The 26,079-nt window shown below is 46.5% G+C and carries 22 protein-coding genes; 4 read left to right on the plus strand and 18 right to left on the minus strand.

Going from position 1 to position 26,079, the window contains the following annotated elements; translation table 11 throughout:
- Window positions 1–127 precede the first annotated feature (127 nt).
- Together G9U52_RS13000 and G9U52_RS13005 are read left to right on the plus strand one after the other, a co-directional pair.
- Complete coding sequence (locus tag G9U52_RS13000) at window positions 128–1,324, plus strand: sensor histidine kinase (RefSeq protein ID WP_166150087.1); 1,197 nt, start codon at window positions 128–130, stop codon at window positions 1,322–1,324.
- 75 nt (window positions 1,325–1,399) lie between these two features.
- On the plus strand, window positions 1,400–1,570 hold the full coding sequence (locus tag G9U52_RS13005; protein ID WP_166150089.1) for a hypothetical protein: 171 nt from the start codon (window positions 1,400–1,402) through the stop codon (window positions 1,568–1,570).
- Window positions 1,571–1,741: 171 nt separating this feature from the next.
- Here G9U52_RS13005 and G9U52_RS13010 read toward each other — a convergent pair whose 3' ends face one another.
- Window positions 1,742–2,053: a hypothetical protein gene (locus G9U52_RS13010; RefSeq protein WP_166150091.1), complete on the minus strand. Its 312-nt coding sequence runs from the start codon at window positions 2,051–2,053 to the stop codon at window positions 1,742–1,744.
- 651 nt (window positions 2,054–2,704) lie between these two features.
- Between G9U52_RS13010 and G9U52_RS13015 the strand changes: the two genes are divergently transcribed.
- Complete coding sequence (locus tag G9U52_RS13015; protein WP_166149549.1) at window positions 2,705–2,854, plus strand: hypothetical protein; 150 nt, start codon at window positions 2,705–2,707, stop codon at window positions 2,852–2,854.
- Between the two features lie 100 nt (window positions 2,855–2,954).
- Here the strand turns inward: G9U52_RS13015 and glnA are convergent, their stop codons facing one another.
- The 6 genes from glnA to G9U52_RS13045 form a co-directional block, all read right to left on the minus strand.
- The gene (glnA, locus tag G9U52_RS13020; RefSeq protein WP_166150093.1) at window positions 2,955–4,292 is read right to left on the minus strand and encodes a type I glutamate--ammonia ligase; all 1,338 of its coding nucleotides are present in this window, start codon (window positions 4,290–4,292) and stop codon (window positions 2,955–2,957) included.
- An 84-nt stretch (window positions 4,293–4,376) separates the two neighbouring features.
- Complete coding sequence (locus tag G9U52_RS13025) at window positions 4,377–4,790, minus strand: MerR family transcriptional regulator (protein ID WP_166150095.1); 414 nt, start codon at window positions 4,788–4,790, stop codon at window positions 4,377–4,379.
- 92 nt (window positions 4,791–4,882) lie between these two features.
- Window positions 4,883–6,136: a methionine gamma-lyase family protein gene (locus G9U52_RS13030; protein WP_166150097.1), complete on the minus strand. Its 1,254-nt coding sequence runs from the start codon at window positions 6,134–6,136 to the stop codon at window positions 4,883–4,885.
- On the minus strand, window positions 6,129–7,454 hold the full coding sequence (gene hflX, locus G9U52_RS13035) for a GTPase HflX (RefSeq protein WP_166150099.1): 1,326 nt from the start codon (window positions 7,452–7,454) through the stop codon (window positions 6,129–6,131). Before hflX ends, G9U52_RS13030 begins: the two co-directional genes overlap by 8 nt.
- Before the next feature lie 2 nt (window positions 7,455–7,456).
- Complete coding sequence (locus G9U52_RS13040) at window positions 7,457–8,443, minus strand: AAA family ATPase (protein ID WP_166150101.1); 987 nt, start codon at window positions 8,441–8,443, stop codon at window positions 7,457–7,459.
- A 96-nt stretch (window positions 8,444–8,539) separates the two neighbouring features.
- Window positions 8,540–9,445 carry a histidine phosphatase family protein gene (locus G9U52_RS13045; RefSeq protein ID WP_207952939.1) on the minus strand — a complete coding sequence of 302 codons (906 nt, stop codon included), beginning with the start codon at window positions 9,443–9,445 and terminating at the stop codon, window positions 8,540–8,542.
- A 294-nt stretch (window positions 9,446–9,739) separates the two neighbouring features.
- Between G9U52_RS13045 and G9U52_RS13050 the strand changes: the two genes are divergently transcribed.
- The gene (locus G9U52_RS13050) at window positions 9,740–10,486 is read left to right on the plus strand and encodes a GNAT family N-acetyltransferase (RefSeq protein ID WP_166150103.1); all 747 of its coding nucleotides are present in this window, start codon (window positions 9,740–9,742) and stop codon (window positions 10,484–10,486) included.
- Between the two features lie 96 nt (window positions 10,487–10,582).
- Here the strand turns inward: G9U52_RS13050 and G9U52_RS13055 are convergent, their stop codons facing one another.
- The 11 genes from G9U52_RS13055 to G9U52_RS13105 form a co-directional block, all read right to left on the minus strand.
- Window positions 10,583–11,203 carry a YdcF family protein gene (locus G9U52_RS13055; RefSeq protein ID WP_166150105.1) on the minus strand — a complete coding sequence of 207 codons (621 nt, stop codon included), beginning with the start codon at window positions 11,201–11,203 and terminating at the stop codon, window positions 10,583–10,585.
- Window positions 11,200–11,859 (minus strand): alpha/beta hydrolase, encoded by a 660-nt coding sequence (locus G9U52_RS13060; RefSeq protein ID WP_166150107.1) that lies wholly within the window; start codon window positions 11,857–11,859, stop codon window positions 11,200–11,202. The genes G9U52_RS13055 and G9U52_RS13060 overlap by 4 nt, the downstream gene beginning before the upstream one ends.
- A 31-nt stretch (window positions 11,860–11,890) precedes the next feature.
- Window positions 11,891–12,571 carry a peptidylprolyl isomerase gene (locus G9U52_RS13065; protein ID WP_166150740.1) on the minus strand — a complete coding sequence of 227 codons (681 nt, stop codon included), beginning with the start codon at window positions 12,569–12,571 and terminating at the stop codon, window positions 11,891–11,893.
- A 638-nt stretch (window positions 12,572–13,209) separates the two neighbouring features.
- Window positions 13,210–16,104, minus strand: coding sequence for a transglycosylase domain-containing protein (locus G9U52_RS13070; protein ID WP_166150109.1), 2,895 nt, complete (start codon window positions 16,102–16,104; stop codon window positions 13,210–13,212).
- A 131-nt stretch (window positions 16,105–16,235) separates the two neighbouring features.
- The gene (gene hfq, locus G9U52_RS13075) at window positions 16,236–16,481 is read right to left on the minus strand and encodes an RNA chaperone Hfq (protein WP_166150111.1); all 246 of its coding nucleotides are present in this window, start codon (window positions 16,479–16,481) and stop codon (window positions 16,236–16,238) included.
- A 19-nt stretch (window positions 16,482–16,500) separates the two neighbouring features.
- Window positions 16,501–17,484: a tRNA (adenosine(37)-N6)-dimethylallyltransferase MiaA gene (miaA, locus tag G9U52_RS13080; RefSeq protein WP_311764856.1), complete on the minus strand. Its 984-nt coding sequence runs from the start codon at window positions 17,482–17,484 to the stop codon at window positions 16,501–16,503.
- Window positions 17,481–18,278, minus strand: a complete 798-nt coding sequence (locus G9U52_RS13085) for a class I SAM-dependent methyltransferase (RefSeq protein ID WP_166150113.1) — start codon at window positions 18,276–18,278, stop codon at window positions 17,481–17,483. Before G9U52_RS13085 ends, miaA begins: the two co-directional genes overlap by 4 nt.
- Window positions 18,279–20,258 (minus strand): DNA mismatch repair endonuclease MutL, encoded by a 1,980-nt coding sequence (gene mutL / locus G9U52_RS13090; RefSeq protein ID WP_166150115.1) that lies wholly within the window; start codon window positions 20,256–20,258, stop codon window positions 18,279–18,281.
- Between the two features lie 21 nt (window positions 20,259–20,279).
- On the minus strand, window positions 20,280–21,743 hold the full coding sequence (locus G9U52_RS13095) for a S41 family peptidase (protein WP_166150117.1): 1,464 nt from the start codon (window positions 21,741–21,743) through the stop codon (window positions 20,280–20,282).
- Window positions 21,744–21,760: 17 nt separating this feature from the next.
- Window positions 21,761–24,556 (minus strand): DNA mismatch repair protein MutS, encoded by a 2,796-nt coding sequence (mutS, locus tag G9U52_RS13100; protein WP_166150119.1) that lies wholly within the window; start codon window positions 24,554–24,556, stop codon window positions 21,761–21,763.
- Between the two features lie 71 nt (window positions 24,557–24,627).
- Entirely contained in the window at window positions 24,628–26,064 is a 1,437-nt protein-coding gene (locus tag G9U52_RS13105; protein ID WP_166150121.1) for a putative amidoligase domain-containing protein, read from the minus strand.
- Window positions 26,065–26,079 lie beyond the last annotated feature (15 nt).

Here is a 26,079-nt window from a genome sequence, read left to right on the forward strand (position 1 = left end):
CGGGGATAGTAAATTGAATAATATGCTATACCTAATTCGTCGATATTTTAAGGAGAGTGCTGAATACTACCTCGATAAATCTACTATATAATTTGGCTATTCAACTAACTATGGAGGAATTATACGGATGGAAATGAACAGCAATGATCTAGGGGAACCATACAGAAATCACACAATAGAGGAATTTCATTTTATTAGACTACTACAAAATAACCAGGATAGAATCATACATAAATGGATTAATGAGTTTTATCAATGCTGTCCTGAGATTTACGATGAAACTAGCCTGTATCTGGGAGCGCGAAGATTCTTTTCGTTTATGATGGATATAGACATACCTATTGAGAAACATGATCATATTAAATCCGTCCCCGATTTTTGTGAGGCTTATTTATCAAAAAACTTATCGATCCGCCATGTCCTGCATAGCGTTCTAATATGGAGAAATTCAGTTTTGTTATACATTGAGGAAGAACAAAATAATCAGGTAATTCCATTTCGTGTAGTAAGGAAAATTAACCTGCGATTGGATCAGTACGCCTTGTATATTTTTGATTATTATAACGAAATGACTAAGCGACAATTAGAGGAAAAAAAGAGCACAATATCCAAGTTGCATGAAGCTCGAATGACCGACCTCGGAAAAATGGCTGCAAGCATGGCACATGAAATTCGGAATCCTCTCACTTCGATTCTTGGATTTGTAAAATTAATGCGCGAACAAATATCCAGCCATTCTTATGAAAAATTAACCTCATATTTAGATATTATTGAAGTTGAGTTTCAAAATATACAAATGCAAATCTCTGGGATGTTAAGCTTTTCAAAAAAAGAACTGAAAGAAGAGCCTTTTGCTGATGTATCTTTGACAACAGTGATCGACAGTGTAGTTTCACTAATCATCCCACGTCTTGTTAATGAAAACATCTCACTCACCATAGAAACTATTCAGAATGTAAAGATAAATATTCAAAAAATCGGGATTCAACAAGTCCTATCAAATATATTAAATAATAGTATCGACGCGTTATACCAGACCACCAAAGTTGAAAGGGAAATTACGATTTCGAGTTGGATTGAAGGAGATATTTATAAACTTGCTCTTTCTAACAATGGGCCCGAGATACCTTCAGAGATTAAAGACTCCCTCTTCTTTCCTTTTGTAACAAGTAAAACCGATGGTACTGGGCTTGGATTAGCGATCTGCAAACAGATCATGAACAAAAATAATGGAGATGTAACTTTTACATCTGACACTAAACAAACGGTTTTTGTTATCTCGTTTAAACTTAAGGGAGATCTTACTAATAGTGAGTTCGGATAATTCCTCAAGTTGGAATAGATTCGAATATAAATGGAAAATCTACGGAAGACAAATAAATTCGAAGGAGTTTTCAACGTGACTGACAATAAAATTACTGAACAAACAGCTTTTGAAACAGCAGGTATTCCAACTCCATCTGATCAAGAGAATATTTCATCAACAGATAAAATTAGTGAAGTGATCGAAAGTATTATGGATAATATTGAAGATGCCATTTACCCCGAAGCAGATAGGAAACATCGATAGATTGATATTATGTAATTGACAACACTGTTAAATTTCCACAAATAATATAAGCGCAAGCAATTAGCTTACGCTTATTTTCTCATTCTTATCCACTTATAGAACAGGCTGCTCGTCTTCCCCATTCTAGCGGAAGAGTACTCGGGATTTTTTACTGATTTACTTACCTAATAATTAAACGAAAAAGAATGGTAAGGCGAACAAAAATGCAAGTGCTGCAAATGGTAAGATGAAGCTATTAAATCCAAATCCAGGAAAAAATGCTGATGTTTTAACTTTCTTAGTCTTTTTATTGGATTGCTTATTCTTTAAAGCAAGTGTTCCAACTTCACCTGGTTTTCTAATGAATCCGTTAATATATATTTGATCACCGTCAATTTTCTCAATATTTCCAAAATATTGCGTTCCGTCATGTAAGACTGCGCAAATTTGTCTCCCTACGTAAGGCGTTACAGTTTCTTTACAAATAGGAAATATTCTCTCCACCTTATATCTTACCTCCTCTAAGATAAAATCCTAATCTTATCTTATGTCAGCAGTTACTTGGTGGTTGGATACTAGCCCTTCTCTAATGCCCAATTTGATCGATATTTCATAATTGTTTACAAATTCGTAATTTTTGACGATATCCATCAATGAAATGTAGCTACTTAAGATCCTGATCTTCATCCCCTTTAAATACCTGTTATTTGATTAAAACACCTTTAAATTGGTTATAATTTAGAATCATCTCAAATAAGGGGTATACAAATGGACATCATTTATCACTGGATTACTGTAATAAAAAACGCCTATTTATTGATTGGAGTAGCTCTAGTTATTTTGTTCGTATTAAAGTCTCTCGCAGGCAACATACTGAATAAATTTGCAGAGGTAAAGAAATTGAACAAAGATAAGAATGAATAATTTATCACCACGTAAGAGGCAACTGGTAGGTAGGATCTCAGATTTACCCTCTCCGATCCCCATTTGTTCTCCTTCCAAGGCAGTATAGCCCTGTTCGTTTACTTGCTTCTAGAACATTAGCTTCCCAAACATCTAGTATACGAAAAAAATACTTTGTCTTAGTTCTTCTCAATCTTTTCAGTATAATATCCCAAGTATTAGATTAGACTACGTGAAAAGGTGGTGATTATTTTGAAAGAAACAGAAAATCATGAACCAACAATTGCACCTGGTTTGAATAATTATCAAGAGTTAGAAGAAAAAGCTACAGAAGAGGAAATTGAAGACGATGATTCAACCTCAGTGACTCAACTATATTTGGACCGTACTCCAGATAAATGATTAATCATCGAAATGACCATATCCAAATGGTTTGTTTAAGCATGAACCCACCAAACAAAAAAAATCCCCCAACGCTTAGAGCGCCAAGGGATTCCTCGATTTAGTAAAGCGTCAAATATTGCTCGCGCTCCCAGGTATGAACCTGTGTGCGGTAAATATCCCACTCGATCTCTTTAAGCTCAATAAAATGAGCCAACGCATGGTCGCCCAATGCATCGCAGATCACATCATCGCGAAGAAGGTCTTCAAGTGCAACCTTCAGGTTTTCTGGCAAGCTTGGGATGCCTTGATCTTCACGTTCTTCTTCCGTCATCACATAGATATTACGATCTGTCGGAGGAGGCAATTGCATTTTATGCTTGATGCCGTCCAATCCAGCTTTTAACATAACAGCCAATGCTAGGTATGGATTAGCTGCCGGATCGGGATTACGTACCTCTACGCGTGTGCTTAGGCCGCGTGATGCCGGGATACGGATCATTGGGCTTCTGTTGCTTGCAGACCAAGCTACATAACAAGGTGCTTCATAGCCAGGCACCAGACGTTTGTAGGAGTTGACCGTTGGGTTGGTAATCGCTGCGAAAGCACGTGCGTGGCGCAGGATGCCTGCCATATAATAACGCGCTGTTGAGCTTAAGCCTAGCTTATCGCTCTCATCATAAAACATGTTCGCGGATCCATTAAACAACGATTGGTGACAATGCATGCCTGAACCGTTAACCCCAAATAACGGCTTGGGCATAAAGGTTGCATGTAAGCCATGTTGTCTGGCAACGGTTTTGACAACCAGCTTAAAGGTTTGGATTTGGTCGGCAGCTTTGACCGCATCTGCATATTTAAAATCGATTTCGTGCTGGCCAGGTGCTACTTCATGGTGAGAAGCCTCGACTTCAAAACCCATTTCTTCAAGCGTTAAGACGATTTCACGACGGCAGTTTTCACCCAAATCCATAGGAGCTAAGTCAAAATATCCGCCTTGGTCATTTAGTTCCAACGAAGGATTGCCTTGATCATCCGTTTTGAACAAGAAAAATTCAGGTTCTGGTCCTACATTCATCGCGGTGAAACCCATTTCTTGGGCTTCCTTCAACGCATTTTTCAAAATGCCTCGTGGGTCTCCGGGGAATGGGCGACCATCTGGAAGGTATATATCGCAGATTAGGCGGGCAATGCGGTTTTCGACTACCCATGGAAATACGACCCATGTGTCCAAGTCCGGATATAAGTACATATCGGATTCTTCGATACGAACATAACCTTCGATGGAAGAGCCATCAAACATCATTTTGTTATCTAAAGCTTTTTCCAGTTGGCTAATTGGAATTTCCAGGTTTTTAATCGTGCCTAACAAATCGGTGAATTGTAATCGGATAAATCTTACGTTCTCGTCCTTGGCAAACTTAATAATATCTTCTTTGCTATAATTTTTTTCAGTCAAAGTGAATTCTCCTCCTTAAAATTAGGCAAAACAAAGTTACGCCCTACAAATGTTGGAATAGATGCGTTTTCAATACGCCCATGCTTATTTTTTGAAAAACCTTGAGAGCTCACCCTGAATCAAAGAAACTTGACCCAAACGTTTGCCTCCGCCGAGCAATTGCTGCTTCAGCATTCTGTGGAGCTGTGAATCTGTCATTTCCCTGCGCTTAACCTCGGATTGCTCGTTAAGGATCGTAGCATCTTCCGAATCTTTGGAAACAGGCAATAAAACTTGTTTAATCCCGGCTATATTTACACCTTTTTCAATCAAGTCTTTAATTTCCAACAGCCGCTCTACATCATTAAAAGAATAGAGCCGTTGGTTACCGCCTGTTCTTGCCGGTATAATTAATTCGTGCTGCTCATAATACCGGATTTGCCTTGCTGTTAAATCAGTCAACTTCATTACAATACCAATTGGAAACAGCGCCATATTTCGACGTATATCATCAGCCATGATTCATCACCTCTGCGGACTTATAACCTAACTTCATTCTACTCTCCCAACATAAACGTGTCAAGTTATGTTAGGTTCATGCAACATCTAGGTTATAATTCCAACAGGTTTTGATCCAGCATATTTTGCAGTGCAGTCAGCACACCAAGCTTGCAATGCGAATAAGTAAGCCCACCCTGCATGTAGGCAATGTAGGGTTCCCGGATCGGTGCATCTGCCGATAATTCAAGGCTGCCACCTTGAATAAACGTGCCAGCAGCCATAATAACCGGATGCTCATAGCCGGGCATCGCCCATGGCTCAGGCACCACATGCGCGTCTACAGCCGAAGCCTGCTGAATCCCTTGAACAAAGGCAATTAAATGCCGATCGCTGGTAAAGCGGATCGCTTGAATTAAATCGGTGCGGCTATCGCTCCAGTGGGGATGTGTTACAAATCCTAATTGCTCGAATACGGCCGCCGCGAAGATTGAGCCCTTCACAGCTTGTCCCACCATATGGGGGGCTAAAAACAACCCTTGAAAGATGGCGCGTGTAGCGTCCAGCATCGCTCCAACCTCGCCGCCTATGCCTGGGGCGGTTAAGCGATAAGCAGCAAGCTCCACATAGCGCTGCTTGCCGGCAATATAGCCACCAGTGGCAGCTATGCCACCGCCGGGATTTTTAATTAAGGAGCCAGCCATTAGGTCTACGCCCACCTCTGTAGGCTCTTGAAGCTCTGTAAATTCGCCATAGCAGTTATCCACAAATGTAATTAGGTCAGCTTTTACTTCCTTGACAAAACTGCACATCTCAGCGATTTGGGCAACATCAAAGGAAGATCGCCACGAATAGCCGCGGGAACGCTGAATACCGATAACTTTTGTCCGGGGAGTGATGCTTTGGCTAATCGCTTCATAATCGGGGGTACCATCCTCCAGAAGCGCTACCTCGGTATAAATGATGCCCCAATCCTGCAAAGAGCCATTGCCATCACCTGGCTTGCCAATCACCTTGTGGAGCGTATCGTAAGGACGCCCTGTGATCATCAGCAGCTCGTCACCTGGGCGTAGGACGCCAAATAAGGCAGTGCTGATCGTATGTGTCCCTGACACGAAATGAGGCCGCACCAAGGCAGCCTCTGCTCCGAACACATCTGCATACACCAGATCAAGCACCTCGCGGCCACGGTCGTTATAGCCATAGCCGGTAGAGCCGGCAAAGTGGTAATCACTTACTTTATGCTTTTGAAAGGCACGAATCACCTTCCACTGATTCTGGTCAATGATCCGCTCCACTTCCTTAACTCTGCCTTCAATTTGTTGCTCGGCATGCTCCATCCATGCCGTTATGCGTTCATTAAACATACAGATCATTCTCTCCCTTAACTACCAGATCCGCATCTAATGTATAAGAGGCTAGCAAATGTCCGATCTTTTCGTATTCATGCTTGTCAATCCTTACTTGAAACAGCATGTCACTGCCATCCACTTCATTTTCCAAAACCTCGCCAACCCGATACATCAGCGATATTATATCACCCTTCTCGGCAGGGATGCGAAAGGCAATGCTATCTCCCATCAAGCGGGATTCAATCTCATCGCAAAGCATCGCCAGGTCATTGTCATTGTAAGCGGAAATTCGCATAAAATCGCCTTCCGTAGACAGCAATTGCAGTTGCTCAGGTGTACATTGGTCAATTTTGTTAAACAATGTTATTTGGGCTTGGCCATGCGCCCCCAATTCTTCAAGCACTTGAGCCACTACGCGCATCTGTGTTTCCATCATATCGGAGGAGCTATCTACCACATGCAAAATAAGGTCTGCCTCACAAACCTCCTCAAGCGTAGCGCGAAAAGCAGCGACCAGCTTATGGGGCAAATTTTGAATAAAACCGACCGTATCTGTTAAAATAATTTCTTTGCCGCCTTGTAGCTTAAGCATCCGTGACATCGGATCCAGCGTAGCGAACAGCTGGTTTTCTACATAAACATCTGCACCCGTTAACTGCCTTAGCAGCGTCGATTTACCCGCATTCGTATATCCAGCGATCGCCACTTGAAACACACCGGACTTCTTACGGCGTTCCCTATGCAGGCTGCGGTGCTTATTAAATTCTTGCAGTTGCTGATGAAGCTCGTCAATGCGGTCTCGAATATGACGGCGGTCGGTTTCCAGCTTGCTCTCCCCCGGTCCCCTCGTACCAATTCCCCCGCCCAGACGAGAAAGATTACTTCCTTGGCCAGAAAGCCGCGGCAGCAAGTAGCTGAGCTGCGCCAGCTCGACCTGGATAATACCTTCACGCGTCTTCGCCCGCTGTGCAAAAATATCCAGGATCAGCTGCGTCCTATCGATAATTTTCACATCCAGAAACTCTTCGAGATTCCTTACCTGGGCTCCAGATAACTCCTGGTCAAATATCGCAGTATTGGCTCCATGCTCATCGATTAGCTCCTTTAGCTCAGCGGCTTTGCCTTTGCCAACAAACCATTTAGAATCAATCTTTTCTTTATTCTGTGAAAGGGAAGCTAGTACTTCAACGCCTGCCGTTTCAGCCAGGCTGACTAGCTCCTCCAAAGAATATTCCGCCGAGTACGATTGCTCCCTCTTTTGCTGCGGGGTAACAAGGCTCATTAATATCGCCCGTTCCTTTTCAATTTCGTTACTATGTGTAGTGGTTTTCATAATTATTTAATGGTCTCCTTTGATGTTTTTCTATCAAGCTTTATATCCTCCGCACGAAGCGTCATCAGCTCCTGCTTGCTGGGGTGTTGGATATGGCTATTTAATAATCGGACGGCATGGTTACGCATCGCTTTTTCAATCATATTGCGCACGAAACGGGCATTGCTAAAGGAGGCGTCGGAGTCCAGCTGCTTTTCACTTATAATTTGCTGGCGAATTTTACTCTCCGCTTGCCCATTTAACACATATTCGCGTTCCTTGATCATCATATCTGCAATCTGCATAAGCTGGTCCACCGAATAGTCGGGAAATTCCATATGGATCGGGAACCTGGAGGGCAACCCAGGGTTTGTCAGCAAAAACTGCTCCATTTCCTCCGAATACCCCGCCAAAATCAGAATAAAGTGATTTTTGTGATCCTCCATCGCCTTAACCAACGTATCGATCGCTTCTTTGCCAAAATCTTTTTCCCCGCCGCGTGCCAAGCTGTAGGCCTCATCAATAAATAATACGCCACCTAATGCTTTTTTAACCATCTCTCTCGTTTTTAAAGCCGTATGGCCTATGTATTCGCCTACCATATCAGCACGTTCCACCTCGATCAGATGCCCCTTGCTTAATACACCCATCGTTTGCAGCAGCTTGGCTACGATCCGGGCTACCGTTGTTTTACCTGTACCTGGATTTCCTTTAAAAACCATATGATACACTTGCGTATTGGCAGTCAAGCCTATTGCGGCGCGGTAACCGGCAACACGTAGCAGCGCATAAATTTCAAACACTAGCTCTTTGATGTTATCGAGCCCGACCATTTGGTCTAGCTCCTTCATAATTTCACCAAATTGCCCTTGCTGTGATAAAGGTTTCCCATAAAACTGAGGCTCGGATTCAGGCGTGACACTCGCTTCCGAATTACGCAAGATCACATTGATTTTATGGGCATTTTGGGTTATTTGGATCTGGTCTGTCGGCAAGACACGTCCACTCATGCGTATCACCTCTTTACTTGGTGTTAGCAGTATACGCAGGAGCCTAGGCGAATGTGCTCTTTTTCTTCTTCTATTGTATAGCGAAACGTTGAAATTTCAAAACCGGTCTATTCTTACCAAAAGCCCCTGGCAAAAGGTTAGTCGATATACATCCGGGTTGCTTAAGCTTTTCCATGCTGAAAAACCAAATTGATCGTCATAATAAGCCAAGAGCAAAGACAGGAGGTTGCCATGGGTTGATAAGATAAAGGTTTCCCCCGCGGAAGCAAGCACATCCTCTACTACCGATACAATCCTCTGCATAGCAGAGCGGCTGGACTCTCCCCCTGGGTAACAAAGCTCCAGATCATTGAAGGTTTGCTCCAAGGCTGTTAACCAATCCTCCATCTGTTCACCGCTCAACACCCGTTCTGCAAGCCGCTCATCTGTTTGAATGGGCAATCCCGTACGGTTGGACACATTCAACATCGTTTGCACAGCCCGGGTGAAAGGACTCGATAGGATGCTATCCACTTGACAGATCGCTAACCCTGTATCCAGCAGCTGTGCCTGAGCCCAGCCTTCAGAGGTAAGAGAAGCTTCTGGAGCCTGCCCTTCTGCTTTGCAATGGCGGATTGCATAGACGGTCTTAAAGCCTGCTTGCGACCTGTTGTATGCTTCCCAGACGGGACGTGTCCATGCATCCCACCTTTGCTCATCTGAAAGCAGCACCCACTCTGCTGATACAATGTCCGCATTATCAGGATTCAGGGCATCTGTCTCCAACTGGCCGCCAACGATTTGCACTAAATAAGTAGCCTTTTGCGGTGCGTAATGAAGCAAATGTGTGATTAACACATCATAACCGGTTTCTTCCTTAACCTCGCGTACACAAGCTTGCTCAGGAGTTTCCCCTTGTTCGACCCCGCCACCAGGGAAATTCCAAACAAGCTCACCCCGTTGCACATATTCTTGCAGCATCAGCACCTGATGATCTTTTACAATAAACGCTTGAGCCTTCATTTAATTCGCCTCCACCTTGACTACACCCTCACGTGTTCGAGTACATTTGAAAATATTCAATTGTTATAACTCTGCTGCATATGTCGGTTCCATCGTCTGGAAGGAATTTTCGGGGACAGCAGAATAGCCGTAGCAGACAAAGCTTTGGTAAAATCATCGTACATGGTTCCCGCCGAAGATGCTAGGGATTTTTCTTATATAAGCATGTCCGCACATAAAATTAAGTTCATTAACATTGAACAAATATTCATATAATAGTATATTTATTCAAAGATGGTTATTGGAGGGTTATTTATGCAGCAAGAAATTGAACGTTATGCCTACCATACTTGGCCAGCAGCCACGACCCTTCCTTACGGAGACTGGATTTTGCGTGCTTCGGGCGGCATCACGAAAAGAGCGAATAGTGTTTGGACAGCATCGGGGAACGAAATGCCACAGGGAGATTGGCTTAGGGAAGTCGAGCAGTTTTATAAAACTCAAAACCTACCTGCCTGCTATCATATTAGTGATGCCTCTCCTAAAGGTATTGAAGCTAGCTTGGAAGTCGCGGGCTACAGCAAGCTATTCCCTTGTTCTGTACTCGTTGCTGACACGAAGCAGGTTATCCAATTAAGCAGCTATGAGCCCAAAGCTATCACCATTCACTTTCAGCCTTTATGCGCTGATCGATGGCTTAGCGACTTTTTGCGATTGGAAGGGTTCTCTATGGACAAATATGATTTTTATAGTGCACTCTTCTCACGTATTACCCAGCTTAAAAGCTTTTGCAGCCTATACCTGGACGGGGAATGTATCGCTATTGGAACCGCGGTTGTAGAAAACGGCTGGGCTGGTTTTACGAACATAGCCGTAAAAGCTGAGCTGCGCGGCCAAGGGATTGGCAGGCTTTTGCTTCATTCACTGGCACAATGGAGCCAGAGCCACGGGGCTGATCGACTTTACCTCCAGGTGTTGGATAATAATCGACCCGCACATCGGCTGTATCATAAATCAGGCTTTTCCCCTCTTTTTCACTATCATTACCGCGTGAAAGATTAAGCTAACGGCTTCCCTACCTTATCCATGTCAAGTCGTAAAAGTAAACAACCTACTATTCCTTGTCCGTATATAACGAAGAAGGAATAGTAGGCTGGATTAGGCTTGGAACCCCATCAACAAGAATAGCTGATCCTGCAACCATTTCACGTGTGCCGCCGTTTCATAAAGCTTGCTCCAGAACTTTGAAAGCACCTTGGAGTCAACCGGTGAGGCCTGTGGTTGGTCATAACCTAGAAATTCGGCCATTTCCATAGCTCTTAGCATATGGTACCGATGGGTAATAATGACCGCAGTATGCCAGTTGTTCTGGCTCATCAATCGCTTGCTGAACCGTAAATTTTCATAAGTGTTGGTAGCCTTCTGTTCCATGACAATATGGGAATCCGGGATACCCCGTTCAATCAAATAGGCTCGCATGCCTTCTGCCTCTGAAAGATCAAACTCGGTGCGAGTCAGCCCTCCAGAAACAATAATGGAGCTTATTTTCCCTCCCTGAAATAGCACAACAGCACGCTCTAAACGCTCCTGTAAGGATGGGCTTGGTTGATTCTGCTTTAATGCAGAGCCTAGTACAATGCCAACATCACCATCCGCTGAAGGGTTATCCGGGAATGTCTCCATCCGATATTGCAGCACAAGAACCCACAACAATCCCAATACAGCCAATAGGATACCAGCTCTTCGCATCCACTTCCATGGTGTCCTTTTATTACTCATTTAGTCAAAAATCGTTCCACAGAACGAAATACATCCTGAGCCCCAGGCTCAAGGCAAATCAAATGGCGTGCATCCGCAAAAATCTCAAGCTGCTTCTCACCTTGTAGCTGTCGATATAAATATTGTGCGCTTTTGGGATGAATAATTCCATCCATTCCCCCTTGTGCAATCAAGGTTGGCACCTTGATTTGCGGTAATTCTGGGCGCATCTGCTTATTTAACGCAATAAATTGTTGGGTAGCTTTTAGAGGCGTCCTCTTGACCTTGCTCCAATGAGCCCAATCATCCGTGCGAATTCTTCTCACTACATCCTTGACGAACCGTAAAGGGCTAAAATAATACACGGCCGCATTCAATAACACCAGCCTGCGAATCGGAAAGCGGTTCGCTATATAAGCGGAGAGCAGCCCACCCATCGAAAAGCCCACCAGATCTATTTCTCCATACAAGGTCGTCAATCTGGAGGCTTCATCGGAAGCGGCAACAATCCACTCCTTCCATTGGGTTTGCCCTAATGATCGGAGATCAGATTCATGCCCGGGCAATGTAGGAACATGGCAAATTTCACCCAGACTCGTTAAATGCTCGGCAAGTGGAGTTAGCTCATAAGGACCGCCAGTAAAGCCATGAAGCATTAGACAATGTCTGGATTCCATATGCAAACCACCTCTTTTAGATAAGTTCCCCTTACTTTTCTGCGATTGTTACGGTTTGAATGAACACTTTTTCAGTAGGTGTACTGCCTTTAACCGGTGTTGCTGCGATTTTTTTGACAACATCCATACCTTCTACCACCTTACCAAAAATCGAGTAGTCTGGTTTTTGATCCAAATTGGCACAATCCGCACCTGAGCATATGAAAAATTGGCTGCCATTCGTATTCGGTCCCGCATTTGCCATTGCCACGGTTCCTGGCTCATATTTGTAAGGGCTTTTCAGCTCATCCTCGAACATATAGCCCGGACCACCCGCACCTGTGCCCAATGGGTCACCCGTTTGCACCATAAAGGTATCTATAATACGATGGAAAATAATATCGTTATAAAAGCCCTCTTTGGCTAAAAAGACAAAATTATTAACCGTCTTAGGAGCATCCTTGGCATATAAATCGATCTTGATCGCACCTTTATTGGTTGTCACCGTTGCTTGATAATTTTTGGCAGTGTCAATGGCCATCGCAGGTGGAGTTGTCCAGCTTTTCTTGGCAGGAGCAGCAGGGCTACTGTTAGCCGGTGGTTGTGCGCTGCTAGCGGCAGGCGGGGTTGCTTGGTTTGCTGGCGGTTTACTTCCACAAGCCGATAGCATAAGTGTGCATACCACAGTAAGCGCGGCCCACTTGGCGATTTGAGTTACAGCTTTTAATTTCATCATTGTTTCCTCCATATTTCTCTACTTGTATTTTTGGGAACACCCCAATCGTATTATACTACGACCTGGTACCTATAACAAAGACTACGAAGGAAGCACACCGAAGGATCGACGAGGTGGCAGATAGTGACAAACTAAAAACCCCCACCTCGCAGAGCTATCAAGGTTCACGAAGTGGGAATATCATATTATGCAAGCTGATATTGATGAGCTTCTATAGCGTGCGTGGTAGGTTACATGGGCAGATGGGCCTTTTGTACCCGCTCCAAGCTTCAGAAAGCGAAAAAGCCTCCAATACCACAGTAAAGTGGAGTTGGAGGCTTTTTTGATTGTATAAGCACCATAGTCACTGCTTAGGATTAGGAAAGGTGGAGCTCATCGAATTCACGCTGACCAATGCCAACTCACAAGAACGCAGGGTTTCGATTCAGGCTTCGATTTAACTGGAAATCCTCCCGTTTTTCAAGTTTGAATAAGTTTTAATATCGATATAAAAGGGGAAAATCCTGCTAATTTGCCTCCTTTTCGAAATCCCCTCTAATTGGGCTTGAATGAACAGGATTTTGTCCAGATAATTGGATAAAAAGATCGTTTGGTGTAGGATTAACTGGAGGTTTTCCAGCTTCTCTACAAGATGATTAACGTGTAACATTATTAATGGTACCTGTAGTCCCTGTTCCCGCCGGTGTTGTTGTGTTCTGCTGTTGTGGAGAGCTAGTGCTTGCTCCATTAGTAGGTGTCGTGCCCGTAGGCGGCACCGTCCCTGGCGTTGCCCCAGTGCCCGGCGTGGTGACCGTCCCCGGCGTCGTTCCCGTCCCTGGCGTTGTACCCGTACCCGGCGTCGTTCCCGTACCTGGCGTTGTACCAGTACCCGGCGTCGTTCCCGTACCTGGCGTTGTACCAGTACCCGGCGTCGTTCCCGTACCAGGTGTCGTACCAGTACCCGGCGTCGTTCCCGTACCCGGCGTCGTTCCCGTACCAGGTGTCGTTCCCGTACCCGGTGTCGTTCCCGTACCCGGCGTCGTTCCCGTACCAGGTGTCGTTCCCGTACCCGGCGTCGTTCCCGTACCAGGTTTCGTTCCCGTACCCGGCGTCGTTCCCGTACCAGGTGTCGTCCCCGTACCCGGCGTCGTTCCCGTACCTGGCGTTGTACCAGTACCTGGCGTTGTCCCGCTGCCCGGGGTTGTTCCCGTCCCTGGCGTTGTCCCGCTGCCCGGCGTCGTTCCTGTCCCTGGCGTCGTTCCCGTTCCTGGCGCATTATCCGCAGGCACTGCCACGGTCACAGGCGAGGATTGATCTCCAGCCTTGTTCGTTTTCGCATCAAAAGGCACTACAATATATTGGTAAGTTTCCCCCGGCTTCACCAAATAATCCTTAACTTCCGTTGCCGGTGTAGCTATCATAGGCTCCTGCGGATAGTCCTTATCCTTGTCCCCTTTTCGGAACAATTGATAAGTTACGCCTTCACCCACTGCGGACCAGCTTAGCAAAACGGTTCGCGAATTCTTGTCATACTCACCTTTGATTTCACTCACATTAGTTGGTGCTGGTGCTACTGGTTCAGGCTTTACCAAATCTGGCACGCCCTCCGGTTTCACAAATTTCGTCATCGGTACCTTTGCCAAAGCCTTTTGCATAACCTCCTTGAAAATAACGGCAGCACTGCCGCTGCTCATGGTCACATAATGCTTGGCATCGGATTTATCAAAGCCTATCCAAACAGCCGCGCTCCATTCCGGCGTATAACCGGTGAACCAAAGGTCACGATTGTATTTCTCTAGACCTTTAATAACGGTTTGTGTCGATCCGGTTTTACCCGCTACGGGACGCTCGAATTTCGCCGCTGTGCCTGTCCCTCCCGGCTCTACAACGCTTTGCATCAGCAGCGTCATATAGTAGGCGGTTTTAGCGCTCATCGCAGGTGTACCGCGTTCCTGCTTAAACTCTTGAAGCACAACCCCTTCATCATCCACAATTTTCACAATCGAATGGGTGGTGTTCAGGTAACCATTATTGCCAAAAGCACCATAAGCCGTTGCCATTTGTAAAGGGGAAGCTCCCTTAGTCATCCCACCCAGCGAGATTGCCAAGTTATTATCCTTGCCCGCCTCAAAAGGAATACCTAGCTTGGAGGCGAAGTCCATCCCGGTTTTCACTTTAATTTCATTAAATAACCAGACTGCTGGTGCATTGATCGATTTTCTCACGGCTTCAAACATGTCTACCTCGCCTCGATAAACACCATCATAGTTGCGTGGGGCATAGCCGTTATAATTGCGTTCATTATCCTGCAGCATGCTGTAAGGTGTATATTTGCCACTCTCAATCGCTGGTGCATAAATCAATAGCGGTTTAATGGAGGAGCCCGGCTGCTGCGGAATAACCGCACGGTTCAGACCCGTTTGCACATAATTACGTCCCCCAATAATGCCTACTAAGCCACCATCCTTATGGTTAACAATTGCCATTGCACCTTGCATTTTTTGCTCGGGGCCATCCTTTTGAAAAAATTTATCGTTGGCAAAGGTTTGCTCCATAATTTTCTGGGCATTGGCATCCATCGTCGTATAGATTTTATAGCCCCTACGAAGCAATTGATCCTCAGGAATTCCATACATGTTCTCGGCTTCACTAATTACATAATCGATAAAGGTTAAATAATCCTTATTCCCTGTTGCTGCCGGAGCTTCATAATCAACTTCAGCAGCCTCGGCTCTTTCGGCCTCAGTAATATACCCCTGATCGGTCATCAGCCGTAGGACAACAGCGCGACGCTCCTTTGATTTTTCGGGATTAGCAATCGGATTGTATACACTAGGCGCCTTGGGGATCGCTGCCAAAGTAGCCATTTGCCATATTTGCAGCTCCTGCAGGTTCGAGACGCCAAAGTACCTTTTTGCCGCAGCCTTCACGCCAAATGTCCGGTTACCAAAAAAGATCCGGTTTACATATAGCTCCAATATTTGATCCTTTGTGCGCTGGTCCTCCAAAGCAACCGCAATGGACATTTCCGTTGCTTTACGGAAGAAGGTTTTATCGTTATTTAAAAACATATTTTTGGCAACCTGCTGCGTAATGGTGCTGCCACCTTCAACAGCACTGCGAGCGACCACATCCTTAACCAAAGCGCGTCCAATCCCCATGAAATCGACACCTGTATGCTGCTCAAATCGACGATCCTCCGTGGCTATAAAAGCCTTCTGCAGCTTAAGAGGAATTTCATCAATCTTGACGATTTCACGATTATCCGCCTCACGGTACAGAACAGCCACTTCGGCTTCCTTATTATCGTAAATATGGGAGGCCTCATCCATATCCAATTTATCTATATTTGCTGCCAGTATTTTGTTGCCGTTAATAATAATCGCGATATAAACGCCTAAGGCACATATGATGCCGAGCACTGCCGTGACAAAAGCAAACATGAAAAGCTTTCCAATGCTAAACTTCTTTTTTTTCTTGCCTGGAGGCTTTTTAACCGTTGTTTTAGTTGTAGTTGATTTTATTGGTGTCGGTTTTTTGTCAGTTGCCATCCTCTGCCACCCCTATTCTCTCTTTAACAGTAAAAGAACAACCCTAACGGATCGGGTTGCTCTCAATAGTTTATTATATTCAATATGACGTTATATCTGCATAAAAGGTTGCTCTCCATAAGCAGATAAAGTTAGCTGTCCGAACCGTGGTCTGTTTGTTGCATTAACGAAACGGAACGTTGTGGTGTAAAGGTCGAAATCGCGTGCTTATAAACCATTTGCTGGCGGCCTTCGCTATCAATAATAATGGTAAAATTATCGAACGCACGTATGACCCCACGGATCTGAAACCCATTGGTCAGATAGACGGTAACCGGAATGTTTTCCTTGCGCAATTGGTTCAAAAAAGTGTCCTGAATATTAATTGATTTATTCATCTTGGGCCCCCTTGTAGGTTTAACGTTCGATTGTAAACTTATCTGCTATTATAGCATGAACTGCATCGTATTGGGCATCAGAATTTGCCTGCCCATCCATATCTACCCACTGAATATCCTTCATGTGGCGAAACCAGGATAGCTGGCGTTTGGCGAATCGGCGGGTGTCTCGTTTCAACAATACCACCGTTTCTTCCCAGTTCGTCTTGCCTTCCATAAAATCAATAATTTCCTTGTAGCCAAGTCCCTGCATCGATATGTATGGCTTGCCATACCCTTGGTTTACGAGCTGCTTTACCTCAGCAACCAAGCCTTCCTGAAGCATGAGCTCAACACGTTCTTCTATACGTTTATATAGCAAAGCTCTATCCATTGTCAATCCAACGATACATAGTTCGTAGGGAGACTCTTTTTTCTGTACCTTCAACCGCTCAGACAGCCGTTCACCTGTCAGATGAAATAATTCCAAGGCCCGAATAATTCGCCGTTGGTCATTTGGATGCAAGCGCTCCGCACTTTCCGGATCTACAAGCCTGAGCTTCTCCAAAAGCGCTTCAGCGCCGAATTGCTCTGCAAACTGCTGCTGGGCTTCACGAAATGGCTCATCAGAGCCTGATTCGCTGAATTGGTAATCGTAGCAAACCGATTCCACATAAAGCCCAGTGCCACCTACGATAAAAGGCAGCTTGCCCCGGCTATGAATGTCAAGGATCAGCTGGCGCACCGTTTCCTGAAACTCAGCAACTGAAAAAGGATGATCGGGATTATGGATATCAATCATGTGGTGAGGAACAAGCTGCCGCTCCTCTTTTGTTGCCTTGGCTGTACCAATGTCCATGCCGCGATACACTTGCATGGAATCCCCGGAAATAATTTCCGCGTTCCATGCCGCAGCAAGCTTTAGACTCAGCCCGGTTTTGCCAACCGCTGTGGGTCCTACCAGCACTAGCAATTGGGGCTTTGAAAAATCTTGCCGCTTAGCTGGATCTTGTTGTGTTATCACAATGTTATCACTCCGTAAGCTATTTTCGTGGTGGAACGCTTAACTGCTGCAAAGCCCAAGCGAGCAAATTCCCCACTGTCCCGATGCTCCTTCAAGATGATAACACGCTTCGCAACTCGCCTAGCCTCTAAGATCGTTAGTTCTGTAACCGCCCTAGGATCGGCAAGAAACCGGATGGCACTAATCGAGCTGGATTCATGGATCGGCTTGCGAAACATAGGATCCAGATACACAATATCATAGCTGTTATCTGGCTGCTTTTGCAAATAGTCGTAATGGTCTGCCTGTACAACCTCAATCCGGCGCATTGCCTCATCCATGCCAGGCACTTCAGAGTGATACATGCCCAAACCATGCTTAAGCACCAGATAAGGGATAATTCGACTCTCTAGAGCAGTCACTTGTCCATTACCCTGAGTAGCAAAAGAATAAACAAGCGCATCAGAGCCCAGCCCTGCTGTACAGTCAAGAATCCGGTCACCTGCTTGGATCGCAGAGAGCTCCATTAGGGGGTCATGCTCTCCGTTAATTAACCTTTTAATGCGAATCGCAGCTGTGCTTGGATGGAAAAATAACACAGGCTGATGCTCCTGATAATACTCTATCCGCTCGCGTGAAACAAGCATGATATCGGAATCGCTATACCGTTGGCGAAGTCTTGGCAAGGAAAACTGCTTCCGCTCCACAAGCCGAACAGCCATCTGAGAGCCATCAAGCTGTTTAAGTTGTCCAGAAAGCGCTAAGGCAGCTTCCCATTGCTCAGGCTGAGGGTCGTAAGAGGTCGTTATGAGCACTTACATCACCCTTTTGAATAGTTTTTCTAGCTCGTAGGTCGAAAAGCTGATCAGGATCGGCCGCCCATGAGGACATGTATAAGGATTATGGCAGGCAGCCAAGCGATCAAGCAAAGCTTCCATTTCATTGGTACGCATGCTTTGGTTCGCTTTTATCGAAGCTTTGCAAGAGCACATAATCGCCGCCTTTTCGCGCAGCTTGCCCATATGGATGCTTTTACGCTCCGATAATAGCCAGTCGCTCATCTCTTCAATTAGCGCTTTCTCCTCACCGTCTGGAAACCAGTGCGGATAGGCTCTTACCAAATAAGCATTACCCCCAAAAGGCTCTACATATACACCAGCTTGCTCCAGCAACGGTAGCTTATCCTTGATCCGTTCTGCATCGGACGGTGTGAATTCCAGCGTAATTGGCACTAGCAGCTCTTGGCTGGCTTCTGCCGGGTTGCCGAATTTCTCAAAATAGTATTCATAATTGATCCGCTCATGCGCAGCATGCTGGTCAATTAAGAACAAGCCCTCCTCGTTCTGGGCTATGATATAAGTGCCATGCATTTGCCCGATAGGCGACAGCTTTGGAAACGAAGGCAGCGAGGGTGCTGCCTTCTGGTCGTCTACAGCCAACGAACGCATCAAGGCTTCATTGGCTGCTGCCTGATCCTTAAAGCTAACCCTTGTATGAGGTCCAGCATCACGGGAACCGTCCTGGTAGCCACGCGAGCTGTCTCCGGTACTGCCAGCCCCTGATGAAGAATAAGACGATACTGATGGCGATGATAAGGGCGCTGGCGACTTGGCACTTGGTGCTGCATTAGCATAGCTGTTGGCGAATGTCCCATCGGCAGGTTTATTTTCCCTATTCGAATAGGAGCGGTCATTTCCAACCGAAGGGGTCGTCCGTTCAGGCGGAACCGAACGATACAGCTCCAATTGCTCCTGGATAACATCGGGTGCTTTCGATTTGGCAGGAGCTCCTCCAGACGGGATCAGCACCTGCTGGTTCAGCACATTCCTGACCTGCTCTTCAACGAATTGAATCAGCTCCTGCTCCTTGCTAAAACGAACCTCCAGCTTGGCCGGATGGACATTGACATCAACAATAGTCGGATCCATCGTAATATGAATCGCTGCAACAGGGAACCTGTTAATCGGCAAAAAGGTATGATAGCCTTGCAGCAGCGCATGGATCAAGGTGTAATTACGAATATACCGTCCGTTAATAAAGGTTGAGATGCCATGGCGGTTAGCCCTTGTCGTCTCCGGCTTGCTAATAAAGCCGCTGATTCCATAATCCAATTGCTCGCCTTGGATGGGCAGCATCGTTTTGGCAACGGTAGTTCCATAAATCGCTGCAATAACACCCAGCATATCACCATTACCCAGCGTCTGGATCAAGGTGCTCCCATTATGCTTAACTGTAAAAGCGATCTCTGGATGCGCCAGCGAAAGCCTGTACATATAATCCGATACATGCCCAAGCTCGGTTTGCACCGTCTTCATATATTTCAGCCTTGCTGGTGTATTATAGAACAGGTCACGCACCTGGATATCCGTGCCACGACCGGCTGCTGTATCCTCTGATGCTTTGACCGTGCCGCCTTCAATCACGAAGCGATGGCCTAGCCCGCTTGAATCAGTAGCTGTTATCACTGTTACCTTGGCTACGGCAGCAATACTGGGCAATGCCTCTCCTCGAAACCCAAGCGTGCGAATCGAGAACAAGTCCTGGCTGCTCACAATCTTACTTGTGGCATGGCGATAAAAGGCGGCTTCGCAATCCTCGGGTACCATCCCCGAGCCATTATCGCTAACTCTTATAAGTCCGAGTCCTCCGTCCTCGATTGCTACATCGATTCGGGTGCTGCCGGCATCCACTGCATTTTCTACAAGCTCCTTGACGACAGAGGAAGGACGCTCAACCACTTCCCCTGCTGCAATCTGGTTGGCAATATGTTCATCGAGTATTTTGATTATTCCCATAGCCCGATACTCCTATCTCACTTACTTAGTTGCACTTAGCACTAACTGCTGTCCGTTATCCGTCCAGCTCAATTGCGGATAGCTTTTGGCAAACTGGTCTACATTTACATAACCAAAGCCATCCCGAAGCAGCAAATCACCTGAAGCTACCGAATAGGCTTCAATATGGCTATAAGCGGATACTTCGATAGCTTGATTATCCTCATTCCAGCTTATGTTACCACCAAGCAATGAACTTAACACTCTTGAAGGCACATAAACCTGGCCGTCCTCGCGGATCACCTTAAAGCCATCTGCCACAGCAATTCCGTTAACAGTAATTCCTGTTGTACTTGCTGTAACATTTAACTGGGCAATTCCCGCTTCATGCAGGGCAGTGACCAGCTGTGGAAGCTCACCATCCACTTCCACATCCGGCGAGATGCCAACCTTATTGACTTTACGCAGCTTTGGCGTTAAGTATTCTTCAATCGTAATTTTCATCGCACCACCACTTGACATGGGAACGACTTGCTGGACGCTGCCTTTTCCATAGGTTTTCATCCCGATTACTTTAGTAACGGCATTATAATCCTGCAATGCGCCTGTCAGCACCTCAGAAGCGCTAGCGCTATATTCATTGACCAAAATGTACAGTGGAAACGGTTGTGTCGTGCCATTGCTGAAGGTTACAGGCTCATCGACATTATCTTTATCCTTGGTATGAATCAAAATGCCTTCTTTGACGAACAGCTTGGCCATATTAATCGCTGTATCCAACAAGCCTCCTGGATTGTCGCGCAAATCAAGGATCAAGCTGTTAATGCCTTGGCTTTTCAGCTCTGCAAGCTGGCTCGCAAACACTTCATCCGCCTCACTGGAAAACGTTGTTACCTGCAAATAACCAACACCAGGATCAAATCTTTTATGGATAACGACCGGAAGCTGGATTTGCTGGCGTGTCATCGACATGGCAAGGCTTTCCTCGCCTCGTTGCACAGTTACCGATACCTCAGAATTTTCGGGACCCAATATCTTTTTTATCATATCATCAACGGGTAGTCCAGAAACGGATTCACCATTTACAGCAATAATGCGGTCACCTACCTTAACTCCCGCCTTTCCAGCCGGGCCGTCAAAAACCTCCATCACATAAACACCCTCAGGCTGTTCAGTCACACGGATCCCGATGCCTACATAATTATTCTCAACGGAGCCCTGGAACTGCTTAAGCTCCTCAGGGGTAAAATAAACGGTATAAGGGTCACCAAGGGATTGGACCATCGCTTTGATCGCCGCATCAGATAAGTTCTGCTTGGAAGGACCACTTACATGGTTATTCTCTAATAAGTTCAGTGCCTCCAAGATACGTGTTGATGCAGCATTATTAACCTCCACCTTTACCTCCGCAGCAAAAGCACCTGCAGATGAGGAAAGCAGCAAAGAAAGTGTGAGGGCGATCGATGTGGTGTGCCGCCAAAAAGCGCGGTTGCTTGTTATTTTCATATAGTTCATCCTCTCATTTACAAAAGCTGCTTTTTTAAATCAAATAAAAAATTCATCGCCATCATAGGCGTCATGTTCATCAAATCGACGGTTTTTAATTGCTCAACCAATTGCTCAGCCTTCGGGTCGGGCTTCTTTTTCGAACGGCCTGCAGCGGTTGCATCCTCTTGAAACAAACTAAGCTGGACAGCCGCCGTTTCCTTTATTTGGGGCTGGGCTTGTACCTGGACTAGCTCCGTTTGCACCAATGTCGCTGTTGCTGAAGAGGAATATGAGAATCTCGCCTCATGATCATCTGTCGGCTCCTCCGATTCTATTGGCTTGTCTATCGATGGCTTGTCTATCGATGGCTTGTCTATCGAATTCCCTGCTAAATGCTCAAGCGGCTTGGCCACCGCCTCCTGCAATAGCTCTGATCTTTGCTCAAATGCATGCAACAGCTCATAGGAACGGTCAATAATGCCACTAGGCAAACCCGCAATCTGGGCGCAATAGATACCATAGCTGGTGCTTGCCGCGCCTGGAATCAGCTTGCGCAGGAAGGTCACCTGCCTGCCGCTTTCCTTGACCGCCATGCAATAGTTGCGCAGTGAGGGCAGCGTATCCTCGAGATGGGCCAATTCGTGAAAATGCGTCGATACGAGCGTCTTGCAGCCAATTTGGTCATGTAAATGCTCAATAACCGCTTGGGCAATGGCCATGCCTTCACCTGTCGAGGTGCCCCGGCCCAGCTCATCAATAATGACCAAGCTCCGATCCGTTGCTTTATCCGTCATCACTTGAATATCCATCATTTCGACCATAAAGGTGCTTTGCCCACCGATCAAATCATCAGCTGCGCCAATCCTCGTGAAAATGCGGTCAATAATCGGTACTGTCGCTTTATCCGCGGGGACAAAGCAGCCAATTTGCGCCAGTAGGCAAATAATCGCTACCTGTCGCATATAGGTGCTTTTCCCGGCCATGTTGGGCCCCGTAATTAATAGCATGCTGCCATCCGCTGCATTAAGCACCGTATCATTGGCGATAAAATAACCATCCTCCATGACGGCCTCCACAACTGGATGCCGCCCCGCTTCAATATGCAGCTCGTAATAATCGCCAATTTCCGGCTTGGTATAACGATTGGTCGCGCTGACTGCCGCCATCGATTGGTATACATCGACAGCCGCAATCTGCTCGGCAAGCCGCTGCAGCCTTGAAATATGTAGCGACAGCTTGTCCCGCAGCTGCATGAATAGCTCGTATTCCAGATCGACCATTTTTTCCTGTGCTTCGAGAATAAGACCTTCCTTTTCCTTCAGCTCCGGTGTAATAAACCGTTCGGCATTCGCCAAGGTTTGCTTGCGCTCGTAACGGCTTGCCTCCAGTGTTGACAGATTCGACTTGCTAACCTCAATATAATAACCAAACACTTTGTTGTAGCCGATCTTCAACGACTTAACGCCCGTTCGCTCCCGTTCCTGCTTCTCAAGAGCCGCAATCCACTGCTTGCCATTCGTGCTGGCTTCACGCAGCTGGTCCAAATAAGCGTGGTAGCCGGGCTTAATCATCCCACCATCACGAATCGATATCGGAGGCTCTTCTGTAATCGCCTCTTCAATCCAAGCGAGCACATCGTCGCAGGTATCCATCCCCGCTGCAAGCTTGGCAAGCGTCGCAGAGCCCGAGGCATCACATTCCTGCTTTAACACAGGAACCTGAAGCAGCGTTGCCTTCAGAGCGCACAGATCACGCGCATTCGCATTTCCATAGGCTATTCGCGCTACAAGCCGCTCCAAATCATAAACTTCCTTCAGCGATTGCTTCAGCCCGTCACGGACAATCAATTGGTGGTATAAGCGATCTACCGCTTCCAATCGATCTTGAATCGCCGCAGCACTTGTTAAGGGCTTTTCAATCCAGCGGCGCAAAAGCCTGCCGCCCATCGCCGTGACTGTTTTATCCAGCAGCCATAGCAAGGTGCCTTTTTTGGCACGGTCACGAACCGTTTCGACCAGCTCCAAATTACGGCGTGTAAAAGGATCCATAATCATATACTGGTTTTGCTCATATATGCGGATATGCTTAATATGGCCAAGCGAGCGCTTCTGGGTCTCCACTAAATAGGCCATTAATTGCCTCACGCAGGGCAGACCGCCAACAGGCAAGGCTGTCAAATCCGCTTCGGAAAAATACGTGTTTAACTGCAAGTCAGCCTGGCCACGGTTATGCTCCCGCGGGGTCAGTACCATTGTTCCTGCCCAACCGGTACCTCGTTCGCCAAGCTGAGCGAGCAATTCCGGAGTTGCTAATAGCTCGGATGGATGATATACATTGATTTCATCCAATACGAGTGCCGCCGTTCCCTCAAGCCGGGTAACAAATAGCTCACCCGTGGAAATATCGCAAGCTGCAAAGCCAAAGCTTCCGTCAGTAGCTTCAACTACTGAGATGATATAGTTGTTGGTTTCGCTTAAGGAGCGGGCATCCATTACCGTTCCCGGCGTAATAATCCGCACAATCTCGCGCCGCACGACACCTTTAGCCTGCGCGGGATCCTCCACTTGCTCGCAAATCGCAACCTTGTACCCTTTTTCAATGAGTCGGGCGATATAGTTATCTGCGGCATGATGGGGGATTCCACACATCGGAATTCGTTCCTCGCCCCCACCTTCCCTGCCGGTCAGCGTAATCTCTAACTCTCTTGATGCTAATATCGCATCCTCAAAAAACATTTCATAGAAATCGCCTAAACGAAAAAACAAAAAAGCATCCAATACCTCAGCCTTAATGGCCAAATATTGCTCAATCATCGGCGTATATGTCGCCATCCTTGCAACCTCCATACCTCTACATGTTCAATAATAAGTTGCCAAATAATTATCCACCTCCACTTATTATATCATGAATGAACAGTCGATTCTTCTTTTCTATGAAAAGGACCGATTTGCCAATTACGGCGTATATCACGCTGCTCATCCCAGGCTTGCATGCGCAGCAGCATCGATTTAAATGTGTTCAAGGCGACCTCATGTTTGCGATAGGAAGGAAGGCGCACCAGATCGTTCCAGAGAGCGGGCAGCAACGGACGGATTAAAGACTTGTTGCCTTCATAATAGGCGGCCTGGATCACAGAGTCCTCCAGCGGACGGGCAGGCAGCAGCCTGTAATGGGTTACTACGAGCTTGGCTATAGCGAATACCCCTCTAGTAACCCTCGGGGATACAAGCCAGCTTGGCAGCACGCGGTATTCAAAGCCTCCATGGCGCTGCTTACGAAAATCGCCAAGGAAGCCATATTTGGGCTTCCTATCCGCTGTTGTCGTATCCTCGATAAGCACCAGCGGCAAGGCCAGGTAATTATCCAAAACGCGCAGCAATTCATGGTTTAGCCAGGCACCGCTAAAGTGCAAATGTCCGCCCAGCGGAAATCCCTTGACCGGCATGCCGCCAGCGAGCCATTCAAGCGAGCTGTCCGTTATTCGGCGCGTTGCCTGGTGCATCGTGCGATGCAGGTGGTTAAGCAAGCGGTCCAGCTCCATGCTGGGCTCAGGGCGCAGCTCGGCAAGCGGGTATATTTTGCGGAAGCTTGGCAGGACAATCGCATCACAGCCTACGGCGCCCTCTTTTTCGAGAAACTTCGAGGCAAAAACGACCTTCCCCCGCTGATCGCGAAGTAAAAATTCAGGGTCAGCTCCAAGCATGACCTCCTCTTTCTGCAAATAGGAGGAGGCTAATTCATCCGCAAACCGTTGCAGTGCTTCGGCAAAAAGCTCAGCAAGACGCACAGTTAGCTCAGGGACAGCCTGCACCTCCAATACAGCAAGCTCCCCGCTAGACCGAACCCCGATCCGCACCACCCCATAATCCAGCCCCAACGCATAAAGTGCTTTAACAGCCTCACGCTTCGAGCGAACAGCGTGGTAAGAGAGCGTCTCGACGACGATTTCCTCAAAGCCTCCCAGCTCTGGTTTCTGCATCGATGTCGGCAATTGCCTACCATAAAAGGCCGCGGTTTTTTTCTGAAATAAGGCAAGCGCTTGTAAATGGAATACGGGAATCATATATTCATAGCTAAAATGCTGCCGCTTCCCATCAAGCTCGCTTTGGATGCCATGCAGCCTAAGCTGGACGGCGGCTTTGTCCAGGGCTGCCGCCCGTAATTGGTTTTTCACGGGCTGTAATGTCAATGGCTCCTGCCTATGCGGGTGGAAGCATCCCCAATAAATCAAGCAGGTCGATTCCAGCCTAGCTGGCAGACGTGTCCCATGAGGGATATGAATCCGATCCAAAAGCAATTGCAGCGTTGGCTCATTCGAATGTAACAGCCAAATACGCATGGTCTTTCACCACCT

Source organism: Paenibacillus agricola, from assembly GCF_011440305.1.
Classification (GTDB): domain Bacteria; phylum Bacillota; class Bacilli; order Paenibacillales; family NBRC-103111; genus Paenibacillus_S; species Paenibacillus_S agricola.

Excerpts from the sequence above, each read along its gene's own strand:
- G9U52_RS13000 (WP_166150087.1), top strand. The coding sequence starts at position 128 with ATGGAAATGAACAGCAATGATCTAGGGGAACCATACAGAAATCACACA.
- G9U52_RS13025 (WP_166150095.1), bottom strand. The coding sequence starts at position 4,790 with ATGGCTGATGATATACGTCGAAATATGGCGCTGTTTCCAATTGGTATT.
- G9U52_RS13030 (WP_166150097.1), bottom strand. The coding sequence starts at position 6,136 with ATGTTTAATGAACGCATAACGGCATGGATGGAGCATGCCGAGCAACAA.
- hflX (WP_166150099.1), bottom strand. The coding sequence starts at position 7,454 with ATGAAAACCACTACACATAGTAACGAAATTGAAAAGGAACGGGCGATA.
- G9U52_RS13040 (WP_166150101.1), bottom strand. The coding sequence starts at position 8,443 with ATGAGTGGACGTGTCTTGCCGACAGACCAGATCCAAATAACCCAAAAT.
- G9U52_RS13045 (WP_207952939.1), bottom strand. The coding sequence starts at position 9,445 with ATGAAGGCTCAAGCGTTTATTGTAAAAGATCATCAGGTGCTGATGCTG.
- G9U52_RS13050 (WP_166150103.1), top strand. The coding sequence starts at position 9,740 with ATGCAGCAAGAAATTGAACGTTATGCCTACCATACTTGGCCAGCAGCC.
- G9U52_RS13055 (WP_166150105.1), bottom strand. The coding sequence starts at position 11,203 with ATGAGTAATAAAAGGACACCATGGAAGTGGATGCGAAGAGCTGGTATC.
- G9U52_RS13060 (WP_166150107.1), bottom strand. The coding sequence starts at position 11,859 with ATGGAATCCAGACATTGTCTAATGCTTCATGGCTTTACTGGCGGTCCT.
- G9U52_RS13065 (WP_166150740.1), bottom strand. The coding sequence starts at position 12,571 with ATGAAATTAAAAGCTGTAACTCAAATCGCCAAGTGGGCCGCGCTTACT.
- G9U52_RS13070 (WP_166150109.1), bottom strand. The coding sequence starts at position 16,104 with ATGGCAACTGACAAAAAACCGACACCAATAAAATCAACTACAACTAAA.
- hfq (WP_166150111.1), bottom strand. The coding sequence starts at position 16,481 with ATGAATAAATCAATTAATATTCAGGACACTTTTTTGAACCAATTGCGC.
- mutL (WP_166150115.1), bottom strand. The coding sequence starts at position 20,258 with ATGGGAATAATCAAAATACTCGATGAACATATTGCCAACCAGATTGCA.
- G9U52_RS13095 (WP_166150117.1), bottom strand. The coding sequence starts at position 21,743 with ATGAAAATAACAAGCAACCGCGCTTTTTGGCGGCACACCACATCGATC.
- mutS (WP_166150119.1), bottom strand. The coding sequence starts at position 24,556 with ATGGCGACATATACGCCGATGATTGAGCAATATTTGGCCATTAAGGCT.
- G9U52_RS13105 (WP_166150121.1), bottom strand. The coding sequence starts at position 26,064 with ATGCGTATTTGGCTGTTACATTCGAATGAGCCAACGCTGCAATTGCTT.